The organism is Ensifer adhaerens (assembly GCF_001270265.1).
Taxonomy (GTDB): Bacteria; Pseudomonadota; Alphaproteobacteria; order Rhizobiales; family Rhizobiaceae; genus Ensifer; species Ensifer adhaerens_B.
Window position 1 is genome coordinate 240,213 of record NZ_LGAP01000004.1, and the last position, 21,368, is coordinate 261,580.

22 protein-coding genes and 1 pseudogene are annotated in these 21,368 nt (G+C 63.5%); 12 read left to right on the plus strand and 11 right to left on the minus strand.

The genetic code is table 11. The features are described from left to right. Positions 1–78: 78 nt before the first annotated feature. On the minus strand, positions 79–1,041 hold the full coding sequence (locus tag AC244_RS11295; protein ID WP_053248914.1) for a DMT family transporter: 963 nt from the start codon (positions 1,039–1,041) through the stop codon (positions 79–81). 143 nt (positions 1,042–1,184) lie between these two features. On the opposite strand from AC244_RS11295, the gene gcvA reads away from it, so the two are divergent. Beyond that, entirely contained in the window at positions 1,185–2,069 is an 885-nt protein-coding gene (gene gcvA, locus AC244_RS11300) for a transcriptional regulator GcvA (protein WP_152975915.1), read from the plus strand. A 57-nt stretch (positions 2,070–2,126) separates the two neighbouring features. Here the strand turns inward: gcvA and dnaA are convergent, their stop codons facing one another. The 4 genes from dnaA to mutM form a co-directional block, all read right to left on the minus strand. Continuing rightward, entirely contained in the window at positions 2,127–3,674 is a 1,548-nt protein-coding gene (gene dnaA, locus AC244_RS11305) for a chromosomal replication initiator protein DnaA (protein ID WP_082366819.1), read from the minus strand. Positions 3,675–4,612: 938 nt separating this feature from the next. Then, a complete protein-coding gene (rpsT, locus tag AC244_RS11310; RefSeq protein ID WP_053248916.1) occupies positions 4,613–4,879 on the minus strand; it encodes a 30S ribosomal protein S20 in 267 nt (88 codons plus the stop codon). A 192-nt stretch (positions 4,880–5,071) separates the two neighbouring features. After that, positions 5,072–5,845, minus strand: a complete 774-nt coding sequence (locus tag AC244_RS11315) for an enoyl-CoA hydratase (RefSeq protein ID WP_053248917.1) — start codon at positions 5,843–5,845, stop codon at positions 5,072–5,074. Positions 5,846–5,898: 53 nt separating this feature from the next. Continuing rightward, positions 5,899–6,789 carry a bifunctional DNA-formamidopyrimidine glycosylase/DNA-(apurinic or apyrimidinic site) lyase gene (gene mutM / locus AC244_RS11320; protein WP_053248918.1) on the minus strand — a complete coding sequence of 297 codons (891 nt, stop codon included), beginning with the start codon at positions 6,787–6,789 and terminating at the stop codon, positions 5,899–5,901. Between the two features lie 174 nt (positions 6,790–6,963). Between mutM and ubiE the strand changes: the two genes are divergently transcribed. The 3 genes from ubiE to AC244_RS11335 all read left to right on the plus strand — a co-directional run bounded on the left by ubiE (position 6,964) and on the right by AC244_RS11335 (position 10,156). Further along, entirely contained in the window at positions 6,964–7,740 is a 777-nt protein-coding gene (ubiE, locus tag AC244_RS11325) for a bifunctional demethylmenaquinone methyltransferase/2-methoxy-6-polyprenyl-1,4-benzoquinol methylase UbiE (RefSeq protein WP_053248919.1), read from the plus strand. A gap of 4 nt (positions 7,741–7,744) precedes the next feature. Then, a complete protein-coding gene (ubiB, locus tag AC244_RS11330) occupies positions 7,745–9,319 on the plus strand; it encodes a 2-polyprenylphenol 6-hydroxylase (RefSeq protein ID WP_053248920.1) in 1,575 nt (524 codons plus the stop codon). A 327-nt stretch (positions 9,320–9,646) separates the two neighbouring features. After that, positions 9,647–10,156 (plus strand): GNAT family N-acetyltransferase, encoded by a 510-nt coding sequence (locus AC244_RS11335; RefSeq protein ID WP_053248921.1) that lies wholly within the window; start codon positions 9,647–9,649, stop codon positions 10,154–10,156. Between the two features lie 20 nt (positions 10,157–10,176). Here the strand turns inward: AC244_RS11335 and AC244_RS37485 are convergent, their stop codons facing one another. After that, the gene (locus AC244_RS37485; RefSeq protein WP_202596066.1) at positions 10,177–10,350 is read right to left on the minus strand and encodes a hypothetical protein; all 174 of its coding nucleotides are present in this window, start codon (positions 10,348–10,350) and stop codon (positions 10,177–10,179) included. A gap of 71 nt (positions 10,351–10,421) precedes the next feature. On the opposite strand from AC244_RS37485, the gene AC244_RS11340 reads away from it, so the two are divergent. Next, a complete protein-coding gene (locus tag AC244_RS11340; protein WP_053248922.1) occupies positions 10,422–10,679 on the plus strand; it encodes a hypothetical protein in 258 nt (85 codons plus the stop codon). A gap of 176 nt (positions 10,680–10,855) precedes the next feature. Continuing rightward, entirely contained in the window at positions 10,856–11,635 is a 780-nt protein-coding gene (locus tag AC244_RS11345; protein WP_053248923.1) for an SDR family oxidoreductase, read from the plus strand. A gap of 9 nt (positions 11,636–11,644) precedes the next feature. On the opposite strand, the gene AC244_RS11350 is transcribed toward AC244_RS11345, so the two are convergent. Continuing rightward, positions 11,645–12,505 (minus strand): LysR substrate-binding domain-containing protein, encoded by an 861-nt coding sequence (locus tag AC244_RS11350; protein ID WP_053248924.1) that lies wholly within the window; start codon positions 12,503–12,505, stop codon positions 11,645–11,647. 131 nt (positions 12,506–12,636) lie between these two features. Between AC244_RS11350 and AC244_RS11355 the strand changes: the two genes are divergently transcribed. The 5 genes from AC244_RS11355 to AC244_RS11375 all read left to right on the plus strand — a co-directional run bounded on the left by AC244_RS11355 (position 12,637) and on the right by AC244_RS11375 (position 17,019). Next, positions 12,637–13,125 carry a GlcG/HbpS family heme-binding protein gene (locus AC244_RS11355; RefSeq protein WP_053248925.1) on the plus strand — a complete coding sequence of 163 codons (489 nt, stop codon included), beginning with the start codon at positions 12,637–12,639 and terminating at the stop codon, positions 13,123–13,125. Between the two features lie 257 nt (positions 13,126–13,382). Beyond that, a complete protein-coding gene (locus AC244_RS11360) occupies positions 13,383–13,976 on the plus strand; it encodes an ankyrin repeat domain-containing protein (protein ID WP_053248948.1) in 594 nt (197 codons plus the stop codon). Positions 13,977–13,990: 14 nt separating this feature from the next. Next, entirely contained in the window at positions 13,991–14,461 is a 471-nt protein-coding gene (locus AC244_RS11365) for a nucleoside deaminase (RefSeq protein WP_053248926.1), read from the plus strand. 286 nt (positions 14,462–14,747) lie between these two features. After that, positions 14,748–16,016: an MFS transporter gene (locus AC244_RS11370; protein WP_053248927.1), complete on the plus strand. Its 1,269-nt coding sequence runs from the start codon at positions 14,748–14,750 to the stop codon at positions 16,014–16,016. Between the two features lie 100 nt (positions 16,017–16,116). After that, positions 16,117–17,019, plus strand: a complete 903-nt coding sequence (locus AC244_RS11375; RefSeq protein WP_053248928.1) for a cation diffusion facilitator family transporter — start codon at positions 16,117–16,119, stop codon at positions 17,017–17,019. Positions 17,020–17,056: 37 nt separating this feature from the next. Here AC244_RS11375 and AC244_RS11380 read toward each other — a convergent pair whose 3' ends face one another. The 3 genes from AC244_RS11380 to AC244_RS11385 all read right to left on the minus strand — a co-directional run bounded on the left by AC244_RS11380 (position 17,057) and on the right by AC244_RS11385 (position 19,381). Continuing rightward, entirely contained in the window at positions 17,057–18,670 is a 1,614-nt protein-coding gene (locus AC244_RS11380; RefSeq protein ID WP_053248929.1) for an ABC-F family ATP-binding cassette domain-containing protein, read from the minus strand. A 231-nt stretch (positions 18,671–18,901) separates the two neighbouring features. Continuing rightward, on the minus strand, positions 18,902–19,024 hold the full coding sequence (locus tag AC244_RS38605) for a hypothetical protein (protein WP_268750766.1): 123 nt from the start codon (positions 19,022–19,024) through the stop codon (positions 18,902–18,904). Positions 19,025–19,189: 165 nt separating this feature from the next. Then, complete coding sequence (locus AC244_RS11385) at positions 19,190–19,381, minus strand: hypothetical protein (protein ID WP_053248930.1); 192 nt, start codon at positions 19,379–19,381, stop codon at positions 19,190–19,192. Positions 19,382–19,780: 399 nt separating this feature from the next. Here AC244_RS11385 and coaBC point away from each other — a divergent pair, with 399 nt between their 5' ends. Continuing rightward, positions 19,781–21,001, plus strand: coding sequence for a bifunctional phosphopantothenoylcysteine decarboxylase/phosphopantothenate--cysteine ligase CoaBC (coaBC, locus tag AC244_RS11390; RefSeq protein WP_053248931.1), 1,221 nt, complete (start codon positions 19,781–19,783; stop codon positions 20,999–21,001). A 167-nt stretch (positions 21,002–21,168) separates the two neighbouring features. Here the strand turns inward: coaBC and AC244_RS35115 are convergent. Further along, a pseudogene (locus tag AC244_RS35115) lies at positions 21,169–21,368 on the minus strand (IS110 family transposase); the annotation flags it as partial.

Here is a 21,368-nt window from a genome sequence, read left to right on the forward strand (position 1 = left end):
CGCAACCGCGGGTTCAAACATGAAGACCGCGGCAGGCACTTGCGCGCCGCCGCGGCCATTCAGCAGGACTGACCGATTTCAGATATTCTCACCGCAGGCGAGATCAGGATCGACCGGTGCCTTGCGCCGGAAACGCCGAAGCAGGCGGCCGTCGATGGCGGCAAGGCCGGCTGCGATCAGCGCCATGCCGAAGAAATGCTTCGGCTCGAGGCTTTCGCCGAGGAACAGGGCACCGAGCAGAATGGCGCTGACCGGGATCAGAAACGTCACCAGCATCAGATTGGTGACCCCCGCAGTTTCGAGGATGCGGAAGAACAGCACATAGGCAAGCGCTGTCGAGATCAGGGCGATGCCGACGATCGCGCCCCACACCTCAAGGCCCGGCGCGGTCAAGGCCCAGGGACGATCGACGAGAAGCGCGATCGGCACCAGCATGATACTCGATGCACTGACCTGCCCCGTCGCGGTGACGATCGGCGCCACGCCCATCCGCTTGAAACGACGGGCAAATACCCCGGCAAAGGCATAGGAAAGGGCAGCCCCCAGCACGGCGAACTGCGCCAGCACATTCGAACCAAGGCCACCGAGCGCCGCCGGGCCGATCATCACCGCCACGCCGAGAAAACCGAGCAGCACGCCGGAGAGCTTGTTGGCGGTCAGCTTTTCGTCGTCCGTCAGCAGGTGGGCGACGACGACGCCGAAGAGCGGCGTCGTCGCATTGAGGATGGACGCAAGGCCGCTGGCGATATGGGTCTGGCCCCAGACGATCAGCGAAAACGGGATCAGATTGTTGAGCAGGCCCATGCCGAAGAAGGCAAGCCAGATGCGAGGGTCGCGGGGCATCGAGCGCCCGGTGAAACGCAGGAAGATCAAAAGTGCCGCGGCTGCGAGGCTGACCCGCAATGCGACGATAGTGAAGGGCGGAAGCGCCTTGACGGAGACGCCGACGAAGAAAAACGAGCCGCCCCACAGCAGGGACAGAGCGATCAGCATCGCCCACTCGCCGGCGCCCATCACCTTTGCATTCGCCGGTCCAGACATCTTCGCACCCCTTCAATGATTTAATTTTACACTCATGACTCCATGATGTTGTCATCAATCACGGAATTTACATGAATATTGTCAGTATGTTATGATTTATTCAAACGAGCATTTCTCTCTCAATGATTGAGGCTAGCTAAATCATTATGACCTCGCTTCCCTCCCTTTCGGCCCTCAGAGCCTTCGAAGCCGCCGCCCGACATTTGAGCGTCACTCTGGCCGCGCGCGAACTCAACGTCACGCCAGGGGCCGTCAGTCTGCAGGTGCGCGAACTGGAGCAGACGCTGGGCGTCACGTTGTTTGAGCGACGCCCTCGGCAGCTCGTTCTGACCGAGGATGGCAGCACCTATTTTTCGACGCTGCGGCGCGCCTTCCGCATGATGCGGGAGGCGACCGAGGACCTGACGGCGCGAAATCGCGCGCCGGTGCTGACGGTGAGCTGCACCCCAACCTTTGCGGCACAATGGCTGGTGCCGCGGGTCAGCGATTTCGAGCAGCGCCTCAATGGCATCGACATTCGCATCAGCGCCTCCAACCGGCTGGCGGACTTTGTGTCCGATGGCGTCGACATCGCCATCCGCCACGGCTTCGGGCGCTACGAGGGCCTGGCGAGCGAGCGGCTGATCGATGACGACCTGGTGCCGGTCGTCAATGCGGCGCTCGCCCGCAAGCATCCGCTCTCCACGCCGGCCGATCTTTCCGCCCATATATTGCTGCATGACGTTCAAAGGCTGGACTGGCAGCTCTGGCTGGAAGCCGTCGGCGCCGAAGGCATCGAGACCACGCGCGGCCCGGTCTTCGTCAACAGCAATGGCGCCATTGAGGCTGCAAAAGCTGGCGACGGCGTCGCTCTCGTTCGCCTGTCACTGGTTTCGCGCGAGCTTGCCGAGGGCGTGCTGGTCGCGCCGTTCCCGATCGGCATTGCCACCGACCTCGCCTATCACCTGGTCTACCCGCCATCGGCGCTCGACCGGCCGACCGTTGCGTCTTTCCGCGCCTGGGTCGTCGAGCAGGCACGCAGCGTCTGAAACGAAAAAAGCCCGGTTTCCCGGGCCTTTCTCGTAATCAGAATGCAAGTCTGACGCCTATTCGTTGATCAGGCGCTTCAGAAGCTCGATCTCATGGCTGAGCTTGGTATCGCCGGAGATCAACTCCTCGATCTTGCGCACGGCATGCAGAACCGTCGTGTGATCGCGGCCACCGAAGCGACGGCCGATTTCCGGGAAGGACCGCGGCGTCAACGTCTTCGACAGATACATGGCGATCTGGCGCGGCTTGACGATGACGCGGGTGCGGCGGTTCGAAACCAGCTCCTGGCGCGAAACATTGTAATGCTTGGCAACAACGCGCTGAATGTCCTCGATACGGACGCGGCGCGGCTCGCCGGCATTGACGAGATGGCCGAGCAGTTCGTCAACCCGTTCGATCGACAGCTGCGGCTCGAACGAGCGACGGAAGAGCAGCTGGTTGAAGGCGCCTTCAAGTTCGCGGCCGCTGGCGGTGATGTTGCGTGCAACGTGGCTCAGGATATCGCCGGGAATGTCCAGCGAGGTATCGTCCTGACGGGCAGAGTCGAGCCGACGCTTCAGCATTTCGAGGCGCATGTCGTAGTCCGGGCCGTCCATTTCGATGGCGACACCGCCCTGCAGGCGCGAGCGAACGCGGCTATCGAGCGATTCCAGCTCCCAAGGGGCGCGGTCGGCGGCGACGACGACCTGCTTGGCCGAGTCGAGCAGCATGTTGAGCAGGTGGCAGAACTCGTGCTGGATCGACTTGCCCTGCAGGAACTGCATGTCGTCGATAACAAGCAGATCGATGTTGCGCAGCGATTCCTTCAGCGACAGCGCGTCGTTGTCGCGGATCGCGGTGGCAAAGCGCCACATGAAGTATTCGGCCGTCAGATAGACGACGCGCGGCGCCCGGGCGCTCTGGAGGGCCTGGATAGCGATCGCCTGCAAGAGGTGGGTCTTGCCGAGCCCGACGCTCGAATGAATGAACAGCGGGTTGAAGCGCACAGCACCGGCGCCGGCCTCGGCGATCGTGCGGGCGGCTGCAAGGGCAACACGGTTGGAAGAGCCCTCGACGAAGCTGTCGAAGGTGTAGCGCTGATCGAGCGGCGAACCGAAAAGCGGCGCCTGGGTCGGCCGTTGAACGCTGGCGACCGCAGCGGCTGCGACCGAGGCCACGGACTGAGCCGTGGTCGGGCGGCGCGCCGGCGCTGCCGGAGCCGTTTCAGCTGCCTGCGGCAGTGTTTCTTCCTGCGAAGCCGGACGGGCGCCGCGGGTGGCGGTACGCACCAAGATCTCCACCTTCAAGATCTCGCCGTCTTCCTGCTGGAAGATCTGGGTGATGAGATCGAGATAGCGGTTGTTGATCCAGGACTTCAGGAATGTCGTGGGCACCGAGAGACGCACGACGCTCTTGGAAGTCGAATGGAGCTTCAGGCGCCCAAACCAGCTAGCGAAGACATCGGGACCGACCTGGGCTTTCAAACGCGCACTCACCCGCTCGAACAGTGCGTCATGCCTCATGTCGTGCTTATCTCCCGCCGCCTGAGATAGATTGCTTCCGGACTGAAATGCGTCGCCGTCCTTTTGAAACGCGCCCGCCGCCGTCGCCACATTCATCTGCATTTTGCCGCCTTCCGATTATGTTCAGACGCCGTCATCTCTGCCGGCCCCATCTCTTGTGTCCGGCACCCGCGGCTTCCTCAATGAGGTCATGCCGCTTCACCGAACGTCACAGTCGCAATCCAACCGGGCTCCTCATCTCCCGACCGGCTGCGCGCTACGCGCATCTGCCAGACCTCATCGGTCGGCTGATGTCCCCTCGCGCCTCATCGTCAACAAATCCCCCGGTCCGCCCTGGACCGTGCCGGATCCTCCTCCTCGTCAACAACTGTCTCGCACCCTCGTACGAAGCGGACAGCCGAGCGCTGGATTTTACCTCTCGTCAGGCACCGCTTGCACCTGACTTTGAGGAGCGGCGACACCGGCAACCAGAAGTCGAAAGGTCCTCGTCCGGAATGGCTGGTCCATCCGGTTTTTCGTTCTCGACTTGTCTGATTGAACGACGTGGAGCCGCCCTGATACAGGGAACAGAAAGCCTGAAACCATTTCGTTGAAATGGCCTCCGTACTTCCCTTTACAGATATGGTCCGTGTCCCCTGTGGAGGGCATTTAGGCAGGATCGATGGGCAAGATCAATCGCGATTTTTACGCAACCTTAAGCGCTGCCCGTTGACTCTCATGCTGCCTTTTGCTTGCCGCAATCCGAGTCCGGGAAGAATCGCTTTTGAATCAAGGGTTTTGATTTTCAGCTCTTTGATTAGCTGGCGAAAAAGAAAAAAAATAAAAATTCGCTTGACTCATCGCGGGCCCAGAAGACCCCCATCCAGAGACACGCCCTTGCCAATGACCTCTCGTAAGCCGCTGAAATAACTAGAGAAATTCTGTCATCGCATTGACACGAGAAAGGCCGGGCAAGTTAACCATCGCGATGACACATGTATGAATCGGAAAAGCCCGGCGCAAGGGCCGGGCTCTCAATTCACAGATTTTTATTAGCCGGATTAGGCCGAAAGTGCCTTCACGCGCTGTGCAAGGCGCGAAACCTTACGCGAAGCGGTGTTGGAATGCAGCACGCCCTTGGTGGCAGCGCGCATCAGCTCAGGCTGAGCGGCCTTCAGAGCGGCGGCTGCGACTGCCTGATCGCCGGTTGCGATCGCTTCTTCGACCTTGCGGACGAAGTTACGGACGCGCGAACGACGGGCTTTGTTCACTGCAGTGCGGCGTGCGATCTTGCGGGTCGCCTTTTTCGCCGAAGTTGTATTGGCCATTGATGCCTCTCTTCGAAAACTGACATGAACTCCGCCCTCGCCGTGCCGGGTCACTGCGACCTGTCATCAAAGCAATTCGGGAGCATTATCGGAAAGCCCAGATTTGGCGTTCCAAACTGAGGGCGGCATATAGCGAGAAACAGCCGCCCCGTCAACGCGCAATTTGGAGAAAACTGCGCGTCGCCCCTTGATCTACCTGTGTTTGAACTCCGCCTTGCGCTTCGCCGCAAAGGCCGCCATGCCTTCCTTCTGATCTTCCGTGGCAAACAGCGAATGGAAAAGCCGGCGTTCGAACCGCAGACCTTCGGCAAGCGTCACCTCCAGCGAGCGATTGACCGCCTCCTTGGCCATCATCACCGCCGGCAGCGAGAACGATGCGATCTTCTCGGCCGCGGCCAGCGCCTCCTCCATTAATTTCTCCGGCGCCACCACACGCGAAACGAGTCCTGCGCGTTCCGCCTCGGTCGCGTCCATCATCCGTCCGGTCAGGACCAGATCCATCGCTTTCGCCTTGCCGACGGCACGGGTGAGACGCTGCGACCCGCCCATGCCCGGGATGACGCCGAGGGTGATTTCCGGCTGACCGAACTTTGCGGTCTCGGAGGCGATGATGAAGTCGCACATCATGGCCAATTCGCACCCGCCGCCGAGCGCATAGCCGGAAACGGCCGCAATGACCGGCTTGCGGGCGGCCGCCACCTGATCCCAGCCGCCGATGAAATCGCCGAGATAGCTTTCGACGAATTCGAGCGTCTGCATTTCCTTGATGTCGGCGCCGGCAGCAAAGGCCTTCTCCGAACCGGTGATGACGACGGCGCCGATCTCCTTGTCGGCATCGAATGCCTTCAGCACAGCGGCGAGCTCGCGCATAACGGTCGAGTTCAACGCATTCAGCGCCTGTGGGCGATTGAGCGTGACCAGGCCTACGCGTCCACGCGTCTCGACCAGCGGCGTCTCGTAACTCATTCTCGTCCCCTCCGAATTCGTGTCAGCGCCCGGGCCCGGCAGGGCCGGGATGTTCATTTCGGGCAGCGCGGGCAATGGACCGTCGAGCGGCCCGCCTGCACGATGCGGGCGACCGTACCGCCGCAACCCGGCGTGCGGCAAGCCTCCCCTTCCCGGTCGTAGACGGAAAAGGAATGCTGGAAATAGCCGAGCGACCCGTCGGCCTGGATATGATCCTTCAATGATGAGCCGCCCGCGGCGATGGCGTCGGCAATGACCTCGCGGATTGCGACCGTCAGGTCCTGCAGCTCCGGTCTCGGCCCACCTTGGCTGTCGACGAGCGCGCCGGCCGGCTTCAGCGGCGACAATCCGGAACGCCAGAGCGCCTCGCACACATATATATTGCCAAGGCCGGCAATGTTCTTCTGGTCGAGCAGGGCTGCCTTCAGCGGCTGCGCCTTGCCGGCAAAACGGCCGGCGAGATAGGCGGCGTCGAGAGCGTTGCCGGTCGGCTCCTCCCCGAGCGCGCGGAAGAAAGCATGGGCCGAGACCGTCTCCCGGCGGGCCAGATCCATGAAGCCGAAACGGCGCGGATCGTTATAGATGACGCGGGCCGGGCCGGCGGCACTTTCCAGATGGAAGATCACATGATCGTGTTTCTCATCCTTGCCGCGCGGGTGGTGAAACCCGCCCGGCGTGGCCGGCAGCGCACCCTGTTCGATGCGGAACGAACCCGACATGCCGAGATGGGCAATGATGACGTCGCCGGCCTCGAGATCGATCATCAGATACTTTGCCCGACGCGACAGCGAGACGATGCGCTGGCCGGCAAGGGTGGCGGAAAAATTGACAGGGAAGGGAAAACGCAGATCCGGCCGGCGCAGTTCGGCATTGACGATAACCGCCCCTTCCATCGTCGGCGCCAGACCCCGCTTGACCGTTTCGACCTCCGGCAATTCCGGCATGCGTCGTCTCCTTCTTTCTTAACCACCATAAGCCCGGCGGTTGGCATTTCCTTGGCGGACTACTTATCCTATAGGGGTGCGCTGTGCCGCAGCCATGACCCTGCCCCCGAGATAGCGCGGGCCGGGCGATTTCGCTATGGTGCCGGCAAAATTGGTTCAGGTGGAGTTCTTCGTATGACGGATCAGCGGGTATCGGCCAATGGCGGCATGGAAACCTCCTTCGGTTTCCGCAACGTCGGTACGGGCGAAAAGCAGCCGCTCGTCAACGACGTCTTCCACAAGGTGGCCAAGCGCTACGACATCATGAACGACGTGATGTCGGCCGGGCTGCATCGCGCCTGGAAGGATGCGATGATCGCCGCGCTCAATCCGCCGCGCCGCGAGGGCTACAGAACGCTCGACGTTGCCGGCGGCACCGGCGATATCGCCTTCCGCATCATCGAAGCCTCCGATCGCAAGGCGCATTCGACCGTTCTCGACATCAACGGCTCGATGCTCGCCGTCGGTGCGGAGCGGGCGGCAAAGAAGAAGCTTTCGGCCAACCTCGATTTCGTCGAGGCCAATGCCGAAGAGCTGCCGTTCGAGGCGAATTCCTTCGACGCCTATACCATCGCCTTCGGTATCCGCAACGTGCCGCGCATCGATGTGGCGCTCAAGGAAGCCTATCGTGTGCTGAAGCGCGGCGGCCGTCTGCTGGTGCTCGAATTCTCCGAAGTGGAGATGCCGCTTCTCGACCGGTTTTACGACGCCTGGTCGTTCAACGCGATCCCGAAGTTCGGCAAGCTGATCACCGGCGACGAAGCGCCCTATCAGTATCTGGTGGAATCGATCCGCAAGTTCCCGAACCAGCGCGATTTTGCCGCCATGATCAAGGAGGCCGGCTTCTCCCGCGTCTCCTTCACCAATTACACCGGCGGCATCGCAGCGCTGCATTCCGGCTGGAAAATCTGATCTTATGAGTACAGCTGGAGCATATGTCCGCCTCGTGCGGATCGGCTGGGTTCTTGTGCGCGAAGGCGTCGTCTCCGCGATCCCGGCCGAACACCTGCCGCCCTTTGCCCGCTTCGCCCAGAAGGCAGCCGGGCTTTTTGCCCGCCGCAAGGTGCCCGGCGAGGAGCGCAGCGACCGGCTGTCGCGCGCGGTTGCCCGCCTCGGGCCCTCCTATGTGAAGATCGGCCAGTTCCTGGCAACCCGTCCCGATGTCGTCGGCGCGGAGTTTGCCGCCGACCTGTCGCTGTTGCAGGACCGGATGGCGACCTTCCCGCAAAGCGCGGCCAAGGCCGCGATCGAAGGGTCGCTCGGCCGTAAGGTCGACGACCTCTACGCTGAATTTTCCGAACCGATGGCGGCTGCCTCGATCGCCCAGGTGCATCCGGCGATCGTCATGCGTGACGGCCAGCCGGATAGGGTTGCCGTCAAGGTCATCCGTCCCGGCATTCGTCAGCGCTTCGCCTCCGACATCGAGGCGATGTATCTCGTCAGCCACATGCAGGAACGTTTCCTGCCCTATACGCGGCGACTGAAGCCGGTCGAGGTCACCAAGACGATCGAGCAGACGACCAAGATCGAGATGGACCTGCGGCTCGAAGCCGCCGCCCTTTCCGAACTCGGCGAGAACACCAAGGAGGATTCCGGCTTTCGCGTGCCGAAGGTCGATTGGGAACGCACCGGCCGCGACGTCGTCACCATGGAGTGGATTGACGGCGTCAAGATGTCCGATATCGACGGGCTGAAGGCGGCAGGCCACGACCTCGATGCGCTGGCCGATACGTTGATCCAGTCCTTCCTGCGCCACACGCTGCGCGACGGCTTCTTCCATGCCGACATGCATCAGGGCAACCTGTTCGTCGACGACGCGGGCCACATCGTCGCCGTCGACATGGGGATCGTCGGCCGCCTCGGCAAGAAGGAGCGCCGGTTCCTCGCCGAAATCCTGTTCGGTTTCATCACCCGCGACTACCAGCGCGTCGCCGACGTGCATTTCGAGGCAGGCTACGTGCCGTCGCATCATGATGCCGCGAGCTTCGCCCAGGCGATCCGCGCCATCGGCGAACCGATCCACGGCCAGCCGGCAGAAACCATCTCGATGGCGAAGCTACTGACACTGCTGTTCGAGGTGACCGAGCTCTTCGACATGCAGACGCGGCCCGAGCTGGTCATGCTGCAGAAGACCATGGTGGTCGTCGAGGGCGTCGCCCGCACGCTCAATCCACGTTTCAATATGTGGAAGGCCTCCGAGCCCGTCGTCGGCAAGTGGATCCGCGACAATCTCGGACCAAAGCGGATCGTCACCGATCTGCGCGACGGCCTGCGTGCGGCCCTTCGACTGGCCGAAGCAGCACCCGAAATCGCGGCCCGCACGGAAAAATTCTCCCACGAAATCATGGCCATGAGCGAAAATGGCCTGCGCTTCGATGCAGAAACCGCACATGCCATCGGTAAGGCCGAGGCACGCCACACGCGCTCCGGCCGCGTAGCGCTGTGGCTGATCGCCGCCACGCTGATCTACATCGCCTGGCAGGTGACCTGAACGCCATCTGCAATCCGGTCGCCGAACCGGCTTGCATTTCCACTCCCGCTTGTTATCGTTCCAGCATGGACAATCGTTCGATGCTCGCAATGGTGCTTTGCACGCATACCCTGGGGTGTGCGGGAGACCACGTGCGTTAAGCGGACTGTCCCCCGACCAACCCTGCCGAGGCGAGCAGGGTTTGGTCCTGTTTCCTCGGAGCTACTGCATAATTCCGTGAATCGGATCCGATTTACGGATGAAATTATGCAGCAAGTTAAAAGCGTTACAGCGTCCTTTGCGCGTCATATTTGACGCGCGGCGCTGTAGTGAGCCAGAGAGGAAACAATGATCGAAGCCCACACCTCCCCGATACTCAAGATCCGAGCGGCGCGCATCGTCGATTGGGAAGCGATCGCCGCGCTGATGAGCCAGCCGGGCATCCGCTCCGGCACGCTCAGACTGCCCTATTCGACCCCTGAGCAGACACGCAAGTGGATGGAGGGCCTGTCGGAGGACGACACGGCTGTTGTTGCCGAGCGCGACGGCCGGATCGTCGGCATGGCCGGTCTCCACCGCAATAAGGGGCGCCGGCGTCACTCCGCCGTGCTCGGCATCAGCGTCGATGACAACCATCGCGGCGAAGGAATCGGTAAGACACTACTTACGTCTCTGATCGACGCCGCCGACAACTGGCTCGGCATCAGCCGCATCGAACTGACCGTCTTCACCGACAACGAGGCGGCGATCGCGCTTTATCGCAAGACCGGCTTCGAACCCGAAGGCACGCACAGGGCCTATGCGCTGCGCAATGGCGTGCTTGCCGACGTACTGGCGATGGCGCGCGTTCGTGCCTGACCGCGGCCGGACACTGCGTCCTACAGCATTTCCAGGAAAAGTGCGAAGCGGTTTTCCGTCGGGAAATGCGTAAAAACAAAGAGATAGGGCGTTTCCGCGACTCCGTCTAAGCTGGAAACGCTCTGGAGGTAAGCGACGGCAGCACCTTCAGGTCTGCCGCCGCCTGCAATCGTGTTCCATTCGGAACTGCGCATATGCCAATCACATGCGATCGTCTCCTCATGGATGGCGGGAGTTCATCCCAATCACCGGAGGAGAGAACATCATGCGCAAGATCATCATCGCAGCGGCCGTCGCAATCACCGCAGCCGTTTCCTTTGCCGCGCCGTCGCAGGCTGGCGGCGTGACGATCGGCTTCAGCAACGGCCACTACGGCCATGGCTGGAGCGGCCAGATCGGTTATGTCGACGGCTATTATGGCGGTGGCTACTACGAGTATCGGCCCTATTGCTTCATCAAGAAGGTCAGGCGCTACGATCATTACGGCAACGTCTACTACGAGCGCATCCGCGTCTGCCGCTAACGGCGGCAAGGGGCGAGGGGCACGAAGCCCGGTCGGTTTCCGGCCGGGCTTTTTGACGTCTGGTCCTCGTCATTTTCCCTCCGAATTGCCGACTCCCATCCACCTACCCCATTGACGCCGCGTCGCCGCCGGGCTCCAAAAGCAGCAACGGAAATCGCATGGGAAGGAAGACAGCCATGGACCTCGGCATCACAGGGAAAAAGGCACTCGTGCTCGGCGGCAGCAAGGGGCTTGGACGCGGCATCGCCGAAGCGCTCGCGGCTGAAGGCGTTGCCGTCGCGCTGACCGGTCGCGACGCAGCTTCGGCCGAAAAGGTCGCGGCCGAGATCTGCCCGACCGCCCGCGGTTTTGCACTCGATCTTTCCAAACCCGAGAGCCTCGATGCGCTGCTCGATCGGCTTGCCGCCGATTTCGGTGCGATCGACATTCTCGTCCTCAACGGCGGCGGGCCACCGCCCTCGCTTGCATCGGCGATCGAGCCGGATTTCTGGCGGACGCAGTTCGAGACCATGGTGCTCGCCGGCATGCGCATCACCGGCCGGGTCCTGCCCGGCATGAGGGAGCGTGGTTTTGGCCGCATCATCGCCGTCGCCTCGACCAGCATCCGCGAACCGATCCCGGGCCTCACCGCCTCCAACGCGCTTCGAAGTGCGGTTGCCGGCTGGCTGAAGACACTGGCCGGCGAAGTCGCCGCCGATGGCGTGACCGTCAACATGCTGTTGCCGGGGCGGCTTGCGACCGACCGTACCTTGAGCTTCGACCGCATGGATGCCGAGAGCGAAGGGGTCGATATCGCGACGGTTGCCGCGCGCAGCCAGGCGGATATTCCGATCGGCCGCTATGGAACGCCGGCGGAGTTCGGCGCTACCGCCGCATTTCTGGCGGGCCGGCCCGCCGCCTATGTCACGGGCGTGGCGCTTCCCGTCGACGGCGGCCTCAGCCGCTCGATGCTCTGAGGCAAAGCATCAGCCGCCTTCGCCGATCAGTTTTGCAAGGTCGCTCGCCAGCGCGATCACCAGCGGGCTCGCCTCCGGGCGATGGTGGAGCGCGATCTCCATCGTCTCGATCGCCGGAAGTCCGTCCTTCGGCTTGACGATACGGTGGCGATCGTTGACGACGCGCGATGGCAGCAGGCTGACGCCGAGGCCATCGGCGACGGCCGCCTGGATGCTGGCAAGGCTGGAGCTGGTATAGCTGATGCGCCAACGTCGGCCGCCTGCTTCCAGCGCCGCAACCATGTCGTCTCGGTAAAGACCGCGCGGCGGAAAGACGACGAGCGGCAAGGGCTCGGCATCAAGCGTCGGATAGGCGGCGCTATCGATCCAGCACAGGGTTTCAGCCCAGCGCTTGACGGCGTCGCCGGTGCTGCGGCGCTGCTTGACGACGACGACATCCAGCTCGCCGCGCTCATAGAGTGCCCGCAGATCGCGACTGAGGCCGCTCGTCACTTCGAGCTTCACATCGCCATGCGCCCGGGCAAAATCCGCCAGCATGCGGGTCGTTCGCCCTGCGGCAAAGTCCTCCGGCAGGCCAAGGCGCAAGGCGGCGGCCACCGAGGCACCGGAAAGAAGCTCCTGCGCCTCCGCGTTCAATGCCAGCATACGCCTGGCATAGCCGATCAATTGTTCGCCGGCCTCCGTCAGGCGCACCTGCCGATGGCTGCGCTCGAACAGGCGGTGGCCTGCCAGATCCTCGAGACGCAACACCTTCTGACTGACCGTCGATTGGGTGGAATGCAGCCTTGCGGCCGCGGCAGTGAAACCTTGACAATCGGCCACCACCACAAAGGCGCGCAGCAGATCCAGATCGAAAAGCGGACTATTCATAATTCCACTTTTTAGCATCCATACATTTAATTTCCAGATGGAAAGTCGACCCCCTATGGTCCGCTCCGAAGAGGGGGCCATGCCGGGCGCGGGACACGTCCGGCGACATGCCACATCGGAAGGACCCGATCATGAAATACCAGACCACCCTTGCCTTTGCCGCCGTGCTTGGCCTTGCCGCTCCGGCCGCCGCCGACCTGCTGCAGGAGCGCAACATGCCGCTCGATCTCGCCGTTTCGATCGCCAGCCAGGCGGTCGAAGCCTGCGCGGCCGACAAGTACAACGTGACGGCAGCCGTGGTCGACCGCGCCGGCGTCCTGCGCGCCCTGCAGCGCGCCGATCGCGCCGGCCCGCACACGGTCGACGCCGCCCGCGCCAAGGCCTTCACCTCCGCCTCGTCGCGCACGCCGACCAGCAAGATGGCGGAGAACATCCAGAAGAATCCGGCTGCCGCCGAACTCACCTCGATCGACGGTTTCCTGGTGCTTGCCGGCGGCGTGCCGATCAAGGCCGGCGACGAGACGATCGGCGCCATCGGCGTCGGCGGCGCGCCGGGCGGCAACCTCGATGAGGCTTGCGCCCTTTCCGCCCTTGAAAAGGTCAAGGATCAGCTCAAGTAACGGCTGAGACCGGAATCCGCTGCAGGCCCCGCGTCGGTCATGACGCACGAAGGGCGCTGTCGCGCTTGAAACCTGCTGCATAATCTTGTGTCTGGGTCGTTGCCGATCTCAGGGCTATGCACATCGGTCGGTCGGGCAACATGCGCCTGGCCGACCGCACGAACGGAATGAGAACCATGAAACCACCATCGATCGGGTGGCTGCTCGGGGCTGCACTGTTCGCCTCAGCCCTTCTTCCCGCCTCTGCTGGAGCCGCCATGCTTGAAAAGGAAATGATTGCCGCTGCCGAAGCCGGCAATGCTGCCGAACTGCGTGAATTGATCAAGCGCGGAGCAACGCTCGACGCGCGCGACGAAAGCGGCGCGACCGCTTTGCTCGTCGCCACGCATGAGAACCGCATCGACGCGGCACGCGTGCTCATCGACGCCGGCGCAGATGTCAATGCGAAGGACAAGATCCAGGACAGTCCATACCTCTATGCCGGCGCGCGCGGCCATCTCGAAATCCTGAAGCTGACGCTTGCCAACGGCGCCGACCTGAAAAGCACCAACCGTTACGGCGGCACGGCGCTGATCCCCGCGTCCGAACGCGGCCATGTCGAGACCGTAAAAACGCTGATCGAGGCGGGCGTCGATGTCGATCACGTCAATCGGCTGGGCTGGACGGCGCTGATCGAGGCCATCATCCTGGGTACCGGCGGCGAAAAGCATACGGAGATCGTGCGGTTGCTCATCGACGCGGGCGCGAACGTCAACCTTGCCGATGGCGAAGGCGTAAGCCCGCTCAGCCACGCCCGGCAGCGCGGCTACGGCAAGATCGAAAAACTGCTCGTCGCCGCCGGCGCCCATTGAGATCCGGAGGAGAGATGGAGCAGGAAAAACGCTTTCTCCGCGAGGCTGTCGCCCTTGCCCGCACCAACATCGAAAAAGGCGGCCGGCCCTTCGGCGCGGTCGCCGTTCGAAACGGCGAGGTGATCGCCAGTGGCGTCAACCAGATGCTCGAGACCGGCGACCCGACGTCGCATGCCGAGATGAACGCACTTCGCCTGGCGGCACAGCGCCTCGGCTCTCCCCGCCTTGACGGCGTTGCGATCTATGCCAGCGGCCAGCCCTGTCCGATGTGCCTTGCGGCCATGCGCATGGCCGGCATCACCGAGATCGCCTACGCCCACTCGAATGCCGACGCCGAACCCTACGGCCTGTCGACGGCGGCGATCTATGCCGAACTGGCAAAACCCCTGGGTGAGCAGTCCATGCGCTTCCGCCACGTGCCGGTCGACGAGACCGACGCGGCACCGCTCTATGCGGAATGGCAGCAACGGCAGAAAAAGGACTGACTGGCGGCCGATATCGCCCACGCGCAGCCAAGGCTTTGCGAAGCACCTCTGCGGCGGCCACGGACCGTGGCCGCCGCTGATTTTTTTCCAGGGTGCCGGTGAGCAGGGCCAAAGGGGGAAGATCGTCAGCACCCGCGATCGGCTCACGCCGACAGACGGTTGCTCGACAACCATGCCCTTGCCGAGCACACGCGACGGGTGTAATCGCGAAAGGAACCTCCTTCCCATTCCCGCCGCTCCGCGTTCCGCAAGGAAGCTGAGCGGCCCCAGCCTGCGGTTGTCTGTGATGAATGCCTATTCCGAACGCGCGGGCCGTGTGATTGCGCTGCTGCTCATCGCCGGTTCCGGCGTGGTGACCATCGCCAAGGGCATGAGCCTGACCTTCCTCGCGATCCGCCTGCAGCGGGATTTCGGCCTCAGCCCGGCAGGCATCGGCGCCTTGATCGGCGCCGGCCCGCTGCTCGGTGCGATCGTCAGTCCGTTTGCCGGAACCCTCTCCGATCGGATCGGCCGAAAGGGCGTGCTGACCTCAGCGCTTTTGATGGCCGGACTGGCGCTGGCCGGGCTCGGACTGGCACAGTCGATTGCCGCCTTCGCGCTGGCGCATATCGTTTCTGCCGTCGCGGCCGCCGTCTATGAGCCGGTTTCGCGCGCCTTGATGAGCGATGCCGCACCGGCGCATCTGCGCCTGCGGGTGTTTTCCTGGCGCTATCTCGCGATCAACGCCGGTTGGGCCATCGGTCCGATGATCGGCGTATGGGTCGGCGCCGCCTATTCGACGCTGTTCGTCATTGCCGGCATCATGCACGCCGCCTTTGGCCTCGTGCTGTTCTTCACCGTGCCCGAAGCAAGCAGCAGGCAGGTCGCTGAGACCGGTCCGGCATCGGGTGCTGCCGGCGGCTGGCGCGGGCTTGTCGCCGCCCTGCGCGACCGCCGGCTGGTCTTCTTCGTCATCGGCGGCACACTGCTTTTGGCCGTGCATGGTCAGTGGTCGGTGACCTTGTCACAATATCTCAACGCCGGTTTCGAGGACGGCGTCACCCTCTTCGCCCTCCTGGTTTCGACCAACGCCGTAACGGTGTTGATCGCCAGCACGCCTGCCCGCCTCGTCATCGAAAGGATCGGTGCGCTGCGGGCGCTGTCACTCGGCTGCCTGCTGTTCCTGCTGGGTGAAATCGGCTTTGCAGCCTCGTCCGGCGTCGAAATGCTCATCGCCTCGATGATCCTCTTCACCATTGGCGAGGTGCTCGTCGTGCCCTCGGAATATGTGCTGGTCGACGGCATTTCGGATGCCGGCAATCGCGGCACCTATTTCGGCGCCCATTCGCTGTCTTCGGTCGGCAATTTCCTTGGGCCGCTCATCGGCGGCCTTGCGCTTGGCGCTATCGGCGGCGCCGGCATGTTCCTGCTGTTCGCGCTGCTTTCGGCGGCAAGCGCGCTCTTGTTTGCGATCGGCCACTCTATGCCGCCGCCCCGCCCCCACGCGGCACGCACCGGCTCGCTCGATGGCGACGCCATCGGCGGAGACGTCATGCGGCCCCGTCAGTTCGCATAGGGCCGGAACGCTACCATCGCGCCGTCTGAGTGATCACCGTCACCTTTTCGTCACCGGCACCGCCTAAGCACCGCGTCGAAACAGGAGTGAATACAAGATCATGACCACCGCCACCGAACAGACCGTCCTCAAGCGATCGATCGCCGCAACCATCGTCGTCGGTGCGACAGGCGTGCTCTTCGGCCTGTTGTCCGGATCGGTGTCGATCGTGTTCGACGGGGTGTTTTCCGCCGTCGACGCGGCCATGACATTGCTGGCGCTGGGGGTGACGCGGCTGGTTCCGAGGGAGAGCAGCCGCTTTCAGATGGGCTTCTGGCATATCGAGCCGATGGTTCTGCTGCTTAATGCCGGCCTGCTCGCCACGCTCTCCTTCTATGCCCTCATCAACGCCGTCGGCTCGCTGCTGTCGGGCGGGCGCGAACTCGCCTTCGACTGGGCTATCGCCTATGCCGCCGTCGTCGTCGTCATCTGCGTCGTGATGTTCCTCTACGGTCGGCGGGCAAACCGTTCGATCGGCTCGGCGGTCCTGGCTCTGGACGTGCGCGCCTGGGCGGTGTCGGGGACGATCACCGCGGCCCTGCTCGTCGCCTTTGTGGTCGCCGCAATGCTGAAGGGTACCGCCTATGAAGGCTGGACGCCCTATGCCGACCCGGCAATCCTGGTCGTTCTGACGCTTTGCCTGATCCCGCTTCCGCTGAAGACCGTCTATGCCGCGCTGAAGGAAATCTTCCTGGTCGCCCCGGCCGAGCTGGACGAAAAGGTGCGCGAGGCCGCACGCAGCGCCGCCAGCCGCCACGGCTTTTCCGATTATCGCACCTATGTCGCCAAGGTCGGCCGGGCGCGGCTGATCGAGATCTACCTGATCGGATCGGCCGAAACCCGGGTGGACACGCTTTCGAGCCTCGATGCGATCCGCGCCGAGATCGGCGCGGAAATAGGCGAAGCCGGACGCGACCGTTGGCTGACGATCGCCTTTACCGGCGACGTCAAATGGGCGCAGTAACGCCCACCATCGGCATGCCGCCCGAAACCGTCGGCCTCTAGCACGCGGCAGAGCGACGGCCCTCCGACGGCTTGGACAGATCGACCCGGCGCGTTGTGCCGATCGCCTCTAGAAACGCTTCGTCGTGGCTGACGACGATGAGCGCGCCGTCGAAGGCCCGCAGCCCCGCCTCCACCACCTCGATGGAATCGATATCGAGATGGTTGGTCGGCTCGTCGAGGATCAGGAGCGGCGGCGGGCTGTCGCCGCCGAGCACGCAGGCAAGACCAGCCCGCAGCATCTGCCCGCCGCTCAGACTGGAGACACGCTGCAGTGCTGCGTCGGCACGGAACATGAAGCGCGCGAGGGCCGCCCGGCAGGCATTCTCGCCCGCCCCGGGATTGAGCCGCCGGAAGTTGTCGCGGATCGACACCTCCGGATCGAGCAGGCTCACCTGTTGATCCAGCATGGCGAACTCCGTCAGAACCCGCACCTGGCCTGACCGGGGAACAAGCTTGCCTGACATTAGCGACAGAAACGTCGTCTTGCCCGAACCGTTGCGTCCGGTGATCGCCACCCGCTCCGGCCCGGCGATCGTCAGCGACAGGTTGGCGAGCACCGGACGGTCCGGGACGTAGCCGGCGCTGACATCATCGACCTGAAGAACGACACGGCCGGGCGGCAGCCCGGTCGAAGGCAGCCGCACTGAAAACGGCTGGAGGATCTCGATGCGTTCGCGGGCTGAGGCGAGATCGCCGAGCGCCTGGTCGCGTCGACGTTCGGCAAGGCGCGCATTGTCGCCGCCGGTCTTTTCGCTGCGCTCCTTCTTCGCATCCAGCAACAGAAGCGGCTGGTCGCCGTTGGCGCGTTTCCTGCGGCCGGCGCCATCCTTGCGGGCCTTTCGTTCCGCGATCTCCTGCGTCTTGCGGTCGACCTCGGCCAAGCGCCGCTCCGCGTCGGCAAGATCGTGCCGGGCAGAGGCGAGCTCGATCGCCTTGCGCTCGCGATAGTGGCTCCAGTTGCCGCCATAGCTGGCGGCGCCGAGCGAGGTGAGTTCCACGATCTCATCCATCCTGTCCAGCAACTCGCGGTCATGGCTGACGACGATGGCACCGCCACGCCAGTTCGCCATCAGCTCGATCACCGCCTCGCGTCCGGCGCGATCGAGATTGTTGGTGGGTTCGTCGAGCAGGATGAAATCGGGATCGGCAAAAACCAGCGCCGCCAGCTTGGCGCGGGTCAACTGCCCGCCGGAAAGCGAAGAAAGCGGCGCCTGTGCCTCCGCCTCCAGCCCGAGGCGGGCGAGTGCGGCGGCCAGCCGCGCCTCCAGCGTCCAGTCGGCAACCGACAGCTCATCGATGCTGGCGATGCCTTCCTCCGCGCGGCTGAGAAGCGCCAGCGCATCGCCGATGCCGAAGAGTTCGGCGATGGTCTCCAGTTCGCCGACCTGGACCGTCTGTCGCAGGATGCCGAGGCTGCCGTCGAGCGAGACGGTGCCGGCCTGCGGCCGGAGCGTTCCGGCAATCAGCTTCAGCAGCGTACTTTTGCCGACGCCGTTGCGCCCGACAAGGCCAGAGCGGCCAGGGCCGAACGTCAGGCTCAGATCGGAAAAGAGGCTGCGACCGTCAGGCGTGGACCAGGTGAGATGGGAGAGTGAGATCGAAACAGGCATGGATACGGATTTCCCTGATGGCAAAATGAGTGGGCTTTGCTGTCAGGTGGAAATCCATCGTTGCGTGTATCCTGTCTTAATTTCTATCGACGCGAAGATAGCACCGATCGTGTTTTCTTCAAGGCAAGGAGTTCGGCTCCGGCCGATTGGAGAGGGGACTGGAAAGAACGGCGTGGACGGCAGACGAGCGTGAGCGCCTGGTCACGGGTGGTTTGTGCTGCCTTGGGATGACTACCAGACGAGGCCGTTCAGCGTGATCAGCGCGATCATGAGCAAGGATAGGACGAGCGACATCTTGATTGCCGCGAGCGTGTAGTCATAGCGGCGAATATGCGTTGCGAAGGTATGAAACATGGCATTCTCCCTGGCGTCGAAATGCCGAACGGCCATTGGAGCCGTGGCCACGCGATCGCCTGCGTGTCGTCTTGTGAGATGCGCTGATGCAGGCCGCGCGTAAATCTGCAGCGGCTTCTGCGACCCGCCTTAACGGTTGAGGACGCCAGATCCGGAGACCCGCACCTATTGGACGGAGGACAGCCGACTGTCGATACAGCTGTGGTGCAAGTCCATGAGCCGGGCCAGGATCGCCTCGCCCTCTTCGCGATCGAGCGCCGGGTATCGCACCCGAGCGGCATCCCGAAACACATCGGCAATCATCGGGAATTCCTTGGGAAGGATCGGTCGCCCACGAAATCCATCGATGGGGTGCATCACGCTATCTCCTCTGGTAGGGCGAAAGCGTAACGATCTCTCAGCCACCGACGCCCGTTCGATCGGTCGATGATGCGGGCACTATGCGCCTTCGGCGACGAGATACCAAGGGATATTCACCGCTCGAAGCGGACGCAGCCAGGCGCGCCATCGGGATTGCGTGATCTGCCGCCACCATGCAATGATTGCCGAATGCCTCGGCGTGCATGCGGCGTCCTCGCTGCCATGCCTGTTATTGCGGGGTTCGGCCAGACACGTTGCGCCCGATGAAACGCTCAAGTAGGGTCGCCGCCAAGCGTGTCCGTCCGCCGGCGAGCCCGTCGGAAAGGATGCTGTCGAACAACATGGCTGGACCGGGAAAAGCTCCGGCGAAGAAGGCGGCCGCAGGGCCGAAACGCAATGACACTGTCGGGCAAGCGCATTCTCCTGATCATCTCCGGCGGCATCGCGGCCTATAAGAGCCTGGACCTCATCCGCCGCCTGCGCGAGCGCGGCGCCAGCGTTCGCCCCGTCATGACCGCCGGCGCACAGCAGTTCGTGACGCCGCTTGCCGTCGGCGCACTCTCCGCCTCGCATGTCTATCTCGACCTGTTTTCCCGCGAGGACGAGCAGGATGTCGGCCATATCCGGCTGGCACGCGAATGCGATCTGATCGTCGTTGCCCCGGCCACTGCAGACCTGATGGCGAAGATGGCGAACGGCCATGCCGATGATCTTGCCTCTACCATCCTGCTGGCAACCGACCGTCCTGTGCTGGTCGCGCCGGCCATGAACCCGAAGATGTGGGCGCATCCGGCGACCCGGCGCAACCGCGCGACGCTTGCCTCCGACGGCATCCGCTTCATCGGCCCGGAAGCCGGCGAGATGGCGGAAAGCGGCGAGGCAGGAGAAGGGCGGATGAGCGAGCCGCTGGCAATCGTCGCTGCCGTCGAGAACCTGCTTGCAAGCGGGCCGAAGCCGCTTGCCGGCCGCAAGGCAATCGTTACATCAGGCCCGACGCATGAGCCGATCGATCCGGTGCGCTATATTGCCAACCGCTCGTCGGGCAAGCAGGGCCACGCCATTGCTGCGGCGCTTGCCAAGCTCGGTGCCGACGTGACGCTGGTTTCTGGCCCGGTGACGATCCCCGATCCGTCTGGGGTCAAGGTGATCCACGTGGAGCGCGCCGAGGAAATGCGCGATGCGGTGCTCACTGCCCTTCCGGCCGACGTCGCAGTGATGGTGGCGGCCGTTGCCGACTGGCGGGTCGCAAGTGCCGCCGGCAACAAGATCAAGAAGAAGCCGGGCGCAGCGCCGCCGCCGCTCCAACTGGCCGAGAACCCGGACATCCTCAAGACCATCGGCCATCATGCGAACAGGCCGAAGCTCGTCGTCGGCTTTGCCGCCGAGACGGAAAATGTCGCCGACAACGGCCGCTCCAAGCTCGAACGCAAGGGCGCCGACTATATTCTCGCCAACGACGTTTCGCCGGCGACCGGCATCATGGGCGGCGATCGCAACCGGGTGAAGCTGATCTCGGCCGACGGCAACGACGACTGGCCGGAGATGGACAAGGACGCGGTTGCCGAAAAGCTCGCCGCATTGGTCGCGGCCGAGCTGGAGCGAAAAGAACGGGGCTGATCACGCGGCCGGCGGATAACCAAGGGCCCCTCACCCTAACCCTCTCCCCGCAAGCGGGGCGAGGGACTTGCCCTGCGAAGCGACAACACTCAGCGGGGTCAATAGGGCCGGATAGGGTGCGGCATTTCCCTTCTCCCCGCAAGCGGGGAGAGCGACTGTCTTGTGGGTCAAGCGTTTTGCCATGGTTTGCGGTCCCGGATGATGGCGTTGAGGATGGTGAGCAGCTTTCGCATGGTTGCGACGATGGCGACGATCTTGGGTTTGCCGCCTGCGACCAGGCGATCGCGGAAGGCCTTGAGGGCGGGATTGTGTCGGCTGGCGACGAGGGCGGCCATGAACAGCACGGCGCGTACCTTGCCCCTGCCGC

Excerpts from the sequence above, each read along its gene's own strand:
- AC244_RS11360 (WP_053248948.1), top strand. The coding sequence starts at position 13,383 with ATGCTTGAAAAGGAAATGATTGCCGCTGCCGAAGCCGGCAATGCTGCC.
- AC244_RS11375 (WP_053248928.1), top strand. The coding sequence starts at position 16,117 with ATGACCACCGCCACCGAACAGACCGTCCTCAAGCGATCGATCGCCGCA.
- ubiB (WP_053248920.1), top strand. The coding sequence starts at position 7,745 with ATGAGTACAGCTGGAGCATATGTCCGCCTCGTGCGGATCGGCTGGGTT.
- AC244_RS11370 (WP_053248927.1), top strand. The coding sequence starts at position 14,748 with ATGAATGCCTATTCCGAACGCGCGGGCCGTGTGATTGCGCTGCTGCTC.
- AC244_RS11385 (WP_053248930.1), bottom strand. The coding sequence starts at position 19,381 with ATGCACCCCATCGATGGATTTCGTGGGCGACCGATCCTTCCCAAGGAA.
- AC244_RS11380 (WP_053248929.1), bottom strand. The coding sequence starts at position 18,670 with ATGCCTGTTTCGATCTCACTCTCCCATCTCACCTGGTCCACGCCTGAC.
- AC244_RS11340 (WP_053248922.1), top strand. The coding sequence starts at position 10,422 with ATGCGCAAGATCATCATCGCAGCGGCCGTCGCAATCACCGCAGCCGTT.
- mutM (WP_053248918.1), bottom strand. The coding sequence starts at position 6,789 with ATGCCGGAATTGCCGGAGGTCGAAACGGTCAAGCGGGGTCTGGCGCCG.
- coaBC (WP_053248931.1), top strand. The coding sequence starts at position 19,781 with ATGACACTGTCGGGCAAGCGCATTCTCCTGATCATCTCCGGCGGCATC.
- AC244_RS37485 (WP_202596066.1), bottom strand. The coding sequence starts at position 10,350 with ATGCGCAGTTCCGAATGGAACACGATTGCAGGCGGCGGCAGACCTGAA.
- AC244_RS11315 (WP_053248917.1), bottom strand. The coding sequence starts at position 5,845 with ATGAGTTACGAGACGCCGCTGGTCGAGACGCGTGGACGCGTAGGCCTG.
- AC244_RS11295 (WP_053248914.1), bottom strand. The coding sequence starts at position 1,041 with ATGTCTGGACCGGCGAATGCAAAGGTGATGGGCGCCGGCGAGTGGGCG.
- AC244_RS11350 (WP_053248924.1), bottom strand. The coding sequence starts at position 12,505 with ATGAATAGTCCGCTTTTCGATCTGGATCTGCTGCGCGCCTTTGTGGTG.
- AC244_RS38605 (WP_268750766.1), bottom strand. The coding sequence starts at position 19,024 with ATGTTTCATACCTTCGCAACGCATATTCGCCGCTATGACTACACGCTC.
- rpsT (WP_053248916.1), bottom strand. The coding sequence starts at position 4,879 with ATGGCCAATACAACTTCGGCGAAAAAGGCGACCCGCAAGATCGCACGC.
- dnaA (WP_082366819.1), bottom strand. The coding sequence starts at position 3,674 with ATGCAGATGAATGTGGCGACGGCGGCGGGCGCGTTTCAAAAGGACGGC.
- ubiE (WP_053248919.1), top strand. The coding sequence starts at position 6,964 with ATGACGGATCAGCGGGTATCGGCCAATGGCGGCATGGAAACCTCCTTC.
- AC244_RS11365 (WP_053248926.1), top strand. The coding sequence starts at position 13,991 with ATGGAGCAGGAAAAACGCTTTCTCCGCGAGGCTGTCGCCCTTGCCCGC.
- AC244_RS11345 (WP_053248923.1), top strand. The coding sequence starts at position 10,856 with ATGGACCTCGGCATCACAGGGAAAAAGGCACTCGTGCTCGGCGGCAGC.
- AC244_RS11355 (WP_053248925.1), top strand. The coding sequence starts at position 12,637 with ATGAAATACCAGACCACCCTTGCCTTTGCCGCCGTGCTTGGCCTTGCC.
- AC244_RS11335 (WP_053248921.1), top strand. The coding sequence starts at position 9,647 with ATGATCGAAGCCCACACCTCCCCGATACTCAAGATCCGAGCGGCGCGC.